The 5,931-nt window shown below is 43.9% G+C and carries 5 protein-coding genes; all 5 read right to left on the reverse strand.

All coding sequences use genetic code 11. The annotated features are described in order from the left end of the window. Positions 1-473, reverse strand: a 473-nt coding sequence (locus tag ACKPQ4_RS04315) for a phosphate ABC transporter ATP-binding protein (RefSeq protein ID WP_407679977.1), incomplete at its 3' end; no start/stop codon positions are given. A 21-nt stretch (positions 474-494) separates the two neighbouring features. Continuing rightward, positions 495-2,174, reverse strand: coding sequence for a phosphate ABC transporter permease PstA (gene pstA, locus ACKPQ4_RS04320; RefSeq protein ID WP_407679978.1), 1,680 nt, complete (start codon positions 2,172-2,174; stop codon positions 495-497). 1 nt (position 2,175) lies between these two features. Beyond that, complete coding sequence (pstC, locus tag ACKPQ4_RS04325) at positions 2,176-3,822, reverse strand: phosphate ABC transporter permease subunit PstC (RefSeq protein WP_407679979.1); 1,647 nt, start codon at positions 3,820-3,822, stop codon at positions 2,176-2,178. A gap of 163 nt (positions 3,823-3,985) precedes the next feature. Further along, entirely contained in the window at positions 3,986-5,263 is a 1,278-nt protein-coding gene (locus ACKPQ4_RS04330; RefSeq protein ID WP_407679980.1) for a sensor histidine kinase, read from the reverse strand. Positions 5,264-5,289: 26 nt separating this feature from the next. After that, positions 5,290-5,931: winged helix-turn-helix domain-containing protein (locus tag ACKPQ4_RS04335; RefSeq protein ID WP_407679981.1), on the reverse strand; the 642-nt coding region annotated here is incomplete at its 5' end.

Consider the following 5,931-nt stretch of genomic DNA (forward strand, 5'->3'; position numbering starts at 1 on the left):
ACCTCTTCCCAAAGTGCAGCTTTTCGGAGAGATTCCTCGACTTTTTCATCAATAGTACGCTTTGATTTTACTCCCTGGATTTGAAGGCCATAAGCAACATTTTGATAAATCGACTTGGGGAATGGGTTTGATTTTTGGAAGACCATGCCGACTTTCTTGCGCAGTTCGATTACATCCACACTTTTATCATGCAGGTCAACTCCATGTATCTCAATCGACCCTTTCCCAATACGGGCTCCATCGACTAGGTCATTCATGCGGTTAAGGCAGCGCAAAAGGGTACTTTTTCCACATCCTGAAGGGCCAATAAAAGCCATTATCTCTTTGGGGAAAATATCGAGCGTAACATTATGGATTACCTGGTTATTTCCGTAGAGGAAATCGAGCTCCTTTATACGGATTGCCGGTTCTCTATACTCCTCTGTGTTTTCTAATGAAGAATTTTCGGGGTTTGCGGTGGGTGCTTCTTGCATGGCTTTAAATGTGTAGATGATTTACCAACGGTATTTCTTTCGAAGTCGGTTACGGAGCATGATGGACAGGCTGGCTATTCCAACGACCAGAAGGAGAAAAATAAAAGCGGTGCCATATTGCATGTCGGCGGTGTATTCATTTTGGGGAATTTTAGCGCTGACAACATAGATGTGGTAGGGGAGAGCCATTACTCCCTGAAAGAAAAAGTCGGTCCAATGCTCGAGTCCTTCCCAGGGAAGCTCCGATCTTTTTGCATAGGCAGCGGTAAACATGATTGGTGCGGTTTCTCCAGCTGCACGTGCCACTCCCAAAATAGAGGAAGTAAGAATTCCAGGCATCGCAAAGGGCAGCACGCTGGTCTTGATCATCGTCCACTTGGTTGCTCCAAGTGCCAGCGAGCTTTCCCGGAAGCCCTGGGGGATAGACCGTAAGGCTTCCTCGCTTGCGGTGATAACAATCGGGAGAACCATGAAGGCAAGGGTGAACCATCCAGCTAGCAAAGAAACATTCCAATCCAAAAAGATGACAAATAAACCAAAACCAAAAAGACCAAAAATGATAGAAGGAACTCCGGCAAGGTTAAGAATGGCCAGTCTTACCATGGAAAGAAATTTTCCTGATTTTCCATACTCTGCAAGAAAGATCGCACAAAATACACCAAGGACGATTGAGATGGCCATTGCGCCCACCACAAGAAGTAAGGTTCCTACAATTGCCGGGAAAATACCACCTCCAGAATAGGCAAAGTCACGAGAAGGAAGAGCCACCGCCATGGCTTCTTTAAAAGGAGAAAGACACTGTTGTAAGTCATCCCAGTTAGACATGTTTTGATCCTCTTCTAAAAATGCCTGCCGTACGGATGAGTAGGCTACAAGTGCCTCAGCAAAGCGTCCAAATTCCTTGGGTCCTTCCTTCGAGTAGAAGTCATTAAAAGTAATGGTTACTTCTTCTCCAAATTCCCTCATCGCAAGGTTGTAAGTTTGAGGTGCTTGGGCTAAGAATTGATTATAGGCCAATTGAATTTGCTTAAGGTTCTCTTTGGTAAGGTTTTCGATTTTTGGATATTGCTGTGCACGAAACAACGTTACCTGATCGCTCAGTAATTGGAGTCTGCCTCTTTCTTTCTCAAAGTGTCCCAGCATGAATTGCGAAACCATTGGGAGTACTTCTTCCCGTTTGATTTCGAAGTCGCTAGCGGTGCTTTCAAGGTTAGTAACTAGCTCTGTCCAAAAGGAAAATTTATCGGATACTTTTCTCTGCTCTCTTTCAATAAAACGAGCTTCGGCTAAAACCAATGACTGATCGGCCCACTCATTTTGAATGGCTTTGCTGGCCTCAAATAATTGGTTTCTTTTGTTGTTGTAATCGAAAGTCCCTTGGAATGTGTTCCATTTTTCGTACATTTTCTCATCTTTGAGGCGGTAGTAGTTGCTGGAACTAAGTTTGATCTCATCTTCACCTTCTCCAATAACATGGAGGGTTTGAGGGTGCTCGGTAAGAAATTCCCAGTTAATTAAACCTTCCCCCTCGAAGACTTTACCTGCACCCTTGGATAAAATATCCCAAAAGAGAAAGGCAGCGCAAAAGAGCACAAAGAATGTCATGCCACGCAGGAGGCCAAACACAAATGTTTCTTGAATGCGTTCGCGACTTAGTCGAGGTGTGAACGGATGTTTGGGTTCCTTTTGGGCACTCATCATTCTAATAGCTTGCTTTGTACCTACCCGCTATTGTTTGAGAGAGGAAATTTACAAGTAATGCGATGAGGAAGAGGGCAATGCCTACCATGAAAAGAGCACGGTAATGAATGCTGCCAAACTCAACTTCCCCCATTTCCTGAGCGATAATCCCAGTCATGGTATGAACAGGTTGAGCGAAAACGCCCAAACCAGAGGTGAAATCAGGTATGGCGATACGATTTCCTGCACAAAGCAGAACCACCATGGTTTCGCCAATTACCCGTCCAAACCCCAAGAGGATGGCAGAGATTATACCGGTAATTGCAGAGGGAAAGATTACCCGGGCACAAGTTTGCCAGCGTGTTGCACCCAGCGAGAGGGATGCATCTCGCAAAGCACGGGGCACATTATTGAGTGCATCTTCCGCGAGGGTAAAAATAGTTGGCACTGTCATTAATGCCAACAAGAACCCTGCAGTTAAAGAGTTCAACCGTTCGTCTGCAATAAGGCTGACCATCCCCCCAAGTACGGCGATCCCAAAAAAACCAATTAATACCGATGGAATGGCTGAAATAAATTCAATGCCCGGTTTGATGAATGTCTGCTCACGTGCGGTGGCAACCTGGTTTACATAAATGGCGGACCCCACACCAAAAGGAATAGCCAGAGCGAGGGCGATTAGACTGACCAAAAGCGATCCAGAAAGTAAAGGTAGGACTCCATACCAATCGTGTCTTGCACTATTGGTAACCCAGTCTTTACCCAAGAGGAATCCGCTGAATGCCCGATGGAGAGGGTAATCTTTGGTCGGGTCCCAAGTGGTTAGTCTTTCTTTGTAAAGTGGGACATTTATCAGGTATTCACTAAGGGCGTCTTTTGCTTTTTTAAAATCTGCCTCAGACTTGGAAAGTATAAAGGATGGCTTGTAATCAGAAAGAATGGTTGAAAATCGATTATCCTGCTTAGTTAAAATATCAGGGTATTGAGTGATGGCAGATTCCTGAATGATGCTGGTCAGGTTATTAATCTCACCAGTTTTGTGGGTACCTGATTCAGTTCCCACCATGGGGTTAATTCTTTTGGCTAAGTCTTCCCTTTTGTGCCGTATAAAATAATTTTGCCACCTGGCCAGTTCAGTATGTGAGAAAGATTGACGGTCATTTAACTCCTCAATGGATTCTGAAAAATCTTCTTCTGGTAAATCACTTGAAATTGCTTCTTTTTTGACATCGATAAGGTCGCTTTTGGTTAAAAGAAAGAGCTTAGTTTCTGCCGCCCATTTAACCATTTTCTTTTCGTATACGAGAAGAAATTCCTTGGTATTTTGAAATTCTCTGGTCAATTGTAATAATGCTTTAGTCTTCGCTTGAGCCTGTATTTTTTTGGTGGAATCATTGGCTATACCTTCCATGGATTCCACTTCCTGTGAAAGTATACTTTCGAGGTAGCGGTAAAGCAGAGTTTGGTCGTCATGCTGTTTGGTGACCACAGTGGCATACTCCATTCCTGACTTTCGGTACCTTTCGAGTGCATCGCGGTACTGTCCGAAAAATTCAACTCCTTCTTTGAAGAGGAAAAGAGTAATGAGCCCCAAAATGATGATTGAGGTAACTGCATTGCTGGCAAAAAATATTTTGATCCAGTGGTCTTTCCGTTGCGAGGAATTCATACAGGTATGATTACATGGGTGCCTGTAGAAACAGGTTCATATAGAAGCATGGATAAATCTTTAAATTGAGGTTCATGAAACAATGGAATGGATTTTACCATAATCGATTGTTTGTTATGTGACGGAATTGCGCCAATTCTGTAACAAAGGCATCTTTGAATCTTCATGAATCCTGATATCTGGGGAGTTCGATTGAAAAAGTGGTTCCTTTTCCCAATTTACTTTGAGCAAAGACCCGACCTCCATGCCCCTCGGCAACATGTTTTACAATGCTGAGTCCCAGTCCTGTTCCACCTTTCTCTCTTGATCGTCCCTTATCTACTACATAAAACCGTTCAAATATTCGTTCCAAGTCTTTTTGGGGGATGCCGTTTCCGTCATCCCGTACCGAGCAGATGATGGTTTTGTTATCCTTCGAAAGAGTAGTGGAAACCTCAACTATGGTAAAGCTACCAGCGTATTTAAAGGCATTATCAATCAAGTTGCCTATGGCTATTGCCATTTTAATGGCATCAAAAGGGAAGGCATCTTTTTCCTCAGCGAGTGAAAATTTTAACTTGGATGCATCTACATAAGGCTTTTCTTGGATGTATAAATCGATTCCCCGAATAACCTCACATAGTTTGTTATTAGTCGGTTGGAAGGCATCCACACTTCCCTCCAGTTCTGAAAGGCTGAGCAAATCATCTACAAGTGCCTGAAGTCGGAGGGAATTCTTATGAATTTTAGAAATGAAAGAGCTACGCCGGGCGGCTGGTAGAGTAGGGGATTCGACCAATGTTTCAGCAAACCCTTTAATCATGGTGACGGGAGTCCGAAGTTCATGCGATGCATTGGCCACAAAGTCTTTACGCAGGCGATCCGCCCGTTTTATTTCGGTGACTTCCCTAAATAATAAAAGGTAGACATCTTTTGATTCAGTGCGGATCGATGAAAGGAGGGCGATCGCAACTTCAAAGTCTTTGATTGTGCCGTTTTTACGAAATGTAAATTCGGCTTTACCAGAGGTTAATCCTCTTCCTGATTGATCAATTAAGTCTAGAATTTCGAAAGAATCAATAAAGGCCTCAAGCCGACGACCTTGCATCCTTTGTCCCAGAGAAAAGTTTTTCTGAGCAGTGGAGTTTACGAAGGTAATTATATGATCCCGATTTAAGATTATTGCCCCGTCTAGCATACCTCCAAGGGTTTCATTAAAAGTATGTGTGGAACGATCGCTCTCCCTTTCTAGGTTGGCAATACGGTTGGCATTTTCATCCATTGCCTTTTGGTAAAGCTTCAGTGGGAATCCTTTGCTGAGCAATAAGGGTTTTTCAAGGAGAAGTGAGTTGCCCTCACGAATTGATGTAGCAATATCGAGTAACAATTGACGGCCGTACCGATGTTGTACCCAAAAGTACAAAGTAAGTACTCCCAGGACAAGGGATGAAATTTCAATCATGACAGGTGAGGGTTGTTTGGGGATGATCAATCGATCACCAGCTTGTATCCAACGCCACGGACCGTTTTGATCATTTCTCCTTTATCACCGAGCTTACCCCGTAAACGGCCGACATGGTTATCAACTGTGCGGGTCTCAATGTCGGAGTCATAATTCCAAACATTAACCAGTAGGTTTTCCCGGCTCTGTACCCGACCGATCCTTTCCATCATTAAGTGTAATAACCTGAATTCGGTATGGGTAAGGTCGACCAATTCATCATGAATGAAAACTTCGTGGCTTTCCGGATCAAGAACAATGCCTCCGCCTTCGAGTTTCCCGGTCATCGCGAGTTTTTTCTTGAGCGTCCTTGCTAAAATTGCTTTGGCTCGGGCGACTAGCTCTCGGTTGTCGAAAGGCTTGGTCAGGTAATCATCTGCCCCTCTTTCAAACCCCTTCACCCTTTCATCTGCATCACTGCGGGCAGTAAGAAAAAGGATGGGTATGTCTTTTAACTGTGAGTCTACTTTGAGCATGCTGCAAAGGCGTAACCCATCCAATTCGGGCATCATCACATCAAGGATAATAAGGTCGGGTTGAAAGTCTCTTGCCCGCCCAATTGCTTCCAAAGGGTTTGAAAGGGAGTTTGTTGTGAACCCCTCTTTCTGAAGTTGAAATTCTATCAGTTC

Source organism: Candidatus Chordibacter forsetii (assembly GCF_964187505.1).
GTDB lineage: Bacteria > Verrucomicrobiota > Verrucomicrobiia > Opitutales > Seribacteraceae > Chordibacter > Chordibacter forsetii.

Coding starts and splice junctions, on each gene's coding strand:
- ACKPQ4_RS04330 (WP_407679980.1), bottom strand. CDS start 5,263: ATGATTGAAATTTCATCCCTTGTCCTGGGAGTACTTACTTTGTACTTT.
- pstA (WP_407679978.1), bottom strand. CDS start 2,174: ATGATGAGTGCCCAAAAGGAACCCAAACATCCGTTCACACCTCGACTA.
- pstC (WP_407679979.1), bottom strand. CDS start 3,822: ATGAATTCCTCGCAACGGAAAGACCACTGGATCAAAATATTTTTTGCC.